This is a genomic window from Phormidium sp. FACHB-1136, assembly GCF_014697375.1.
Classification (GTDB): Bacteria; Cyanobacteriota; Cyanobacteriia; order Phormidesmidales; family Phormidesmidaceae; genus Nodosilinea.
Window position 1 is genome coordinate 1 of the sequence record NZ_JACJRS010000231.1, and the last position, 2,265, is coordinate 2,265.

The window sequence follows — 2,265 nt, forward strand, 5'->3', positions numbered from 1 at the left end:
TGCTTCTGAAGCTCTTGCTTTTCCTCTGACGTTAGATAGTTTCTGACTCCCATGGCTTATTCCAGAATTTTAATGTATTATACGCAGTTTAGATGACTAACAGCTTATGCATTCAGAAAATACTAACTTGCTCAGCCTCACCAGAGCGATATGTTGATTAATATAGGCTTTTGGCAGATTAGGTCGAGCTAATCCTATCATTCCTGTATCTCCAGTGATCGAAACGAGAAGATCATCCGTTTCTATTTTTGTACGCAGTCCCTCTGCACCTGCTGGAGGATCTACAAATTGCAATGAAGTTAAATCAACTTCTATTGAACTATAATCCAGGTTCCCTATGCGAAGAAAAATACTACCTCTAGAAGAGTAATGCTCAGCCCATCCACGAGATCCACTGGTGACAAAAGTAGTAATTTCTTCGCATCTAACCCATAGCCAGTTGTTGGGTAGTGAGAAAAACTTTTTGCTGGCGATGACCTGAGTAAGTTGTTCGCTATTGTTTATTTTTTCTTTCTGAATTGGCCTTTTACTTTCTGCTTCTATCCTGCTAGCTAATTTTGAGGCTGGTTCATCTTTTGAATTTTGAGGTACTAACCTCCCACGAACTGCCATCTGTAAAATACTCTTTCTCAACCCCTCCACATCCTCAGGCCGATCACACATCAACTCCCAGTTATCCCTTACAAAGGCCCATGCGGTTTCTAGGTCGGTGTTGCTGGGGGCATTCATCAGCCCATCCAGGGCAGAGGCCCGCAACTTTTGGCGCAGGGTGTTGCGGGTTTGCTGCGCCGCTTCTAGGGCATCGCACAACGCCATCAACTCATCCACCTTCACCACAATCCGCTTCTGTTCTGCCAGTGGGGGTAACGGAAAAAACAGGTCTCTTATCTTTTGACAATTCAAGGCAGGTTGAGCACCACCTCTTCCCACAGATCTTGAGCTTTCATAAATACTAAGCGCCCATTTCCAAACATAATTTGGAAAAATATCATCTGTCTCAAAGACCAGTCCAACAATGTTTTGATTAGTACAAGCTTCTATGCCTAAAATTGCTGATTGACCTCGCGTCTTTCCTTGGCCGATGATCGCAATCAAAACAGTGCCTTTTGGGTAGACCTTTGCATTACTATTTGCAAGACCTTGTGCTGTTATTTGTTCCTTTGTTGAGTAAATTACGCAGTTAGCAACTTCACCAGAGCTTACCCATGGAATTGAACCGTTCCAGTAAGTTGGATCTTGTCTTGAGGGGGTGCCACCTAAGCAAACATTAGCAATGTCTCCAACTCTACACCATTCCCATAATTGAGGTAGATCAAATAAGGTTCCATTGCAAACAAGTGGATCTATTGATTTTGGCTGCAAGTATCTTTTCCTGCTTGCTAATCTTTTCTTCTGAATTTTGTCCAAAATAATGGAAGCAGGCTTATCCTCTGGATCTTGTGGCACTAGCTTTCCCCGCACCGCCATATCCAAAATCAGTTCCCGCAACCGCTGTATGCCGTTGGGGGCTTCGGCTAGGGTGTCAAAATGTTCAAAAAATGTCTTTAGGTTCATGAATAAGTATTTTGTTAAGATCGCCTATGTTTGATTTCAAAACTGCTCTAGCCAGTCAGCAAAAATTAGAAGTTCCTGTTGCACTTTAGAAAACGTTGCCTCAAGATCAACTTAGTCAAAGCTCTACACCTTCTTCCTCAATCATCTGTCTCAACAGAATAGAGCTGCAACGCTCTGGATCAACCAAATCCACCTTAATGTCTGGGGATAGGTCATTTACCGTGGCTACGGCTACATAAAATTTATCTGGTGAAATTCCCCAAGCTGCTAGATCAATATCCGACCAATGAGTGAACGTTTCTTGAACCACTAAAGAACCAAACAAAACAACTCGCGTTGCCCCAAATTGATGGCGTAAAACATCGCGCAACTCAGGTAGCCTAGACCAGGCTTTTCCCCATCGTTGTCGATCAACACTCTGGCCCAAGTTGCGAGTTGGGTTAAAGGTTTGTAGTTCCTCCGGTGTTAGTTGTTCGATGGTCTTGGCCACGCGCTAATGTCCTTTTTGAATCTTGGGTTTATCTTATTTATGTGCCCTTCGGAACATCCGAGAAAATCTTATCTAAGGTTACAGCATCAAGCCATTGGCGACGTTCTATCGTGTCAACACTCCGGACAGATTTAGGAGGCTGTGATCCCAGTCTATGCGGCGATAACCCCGTAGTTCAGGAGGGTCTGGTAGTTGGGATGGGATTGAATCAAAGTTGGCTC

At 43.8% G+C, this 2,265-nt stretch carries 2 protein-coding genes; both read right to left on the reverse strand.

Annotation, left to right across the window (positions count from 1 at the left end):
* Nucleotides 1-96 precede the first annotated feature (96 nt).
* Nucleotides 97-1,554 carry a restriction endonuclease subunit S gene (locus H6G62_RS26880; RefSeq protein WP_190500871.1) on the reverse strand — a complete coding sequence of 486 codons (1,458 nt, stop codon included), beginning with the start codon at nt 1,552-1,554 and terminating at the stop codon, nt 97-99.
* A gap of 115 nt (nt 1,555-1,669) precedes the next feature.
* Nucleotides 1,670-2,044 (reverse strand): nucleotidyltransferase domain-containing protein, encoded by a 375-nt coding sequence (locus tag H6G62_RS26885; protein ID WP_190500873.1) that lies wholly within the window; start codon nt 2,042-2,044, stop codon nt 1,670-1,672.
* Nucleotides 2,045-2,265: the final 221 nt, after the last annotated feature.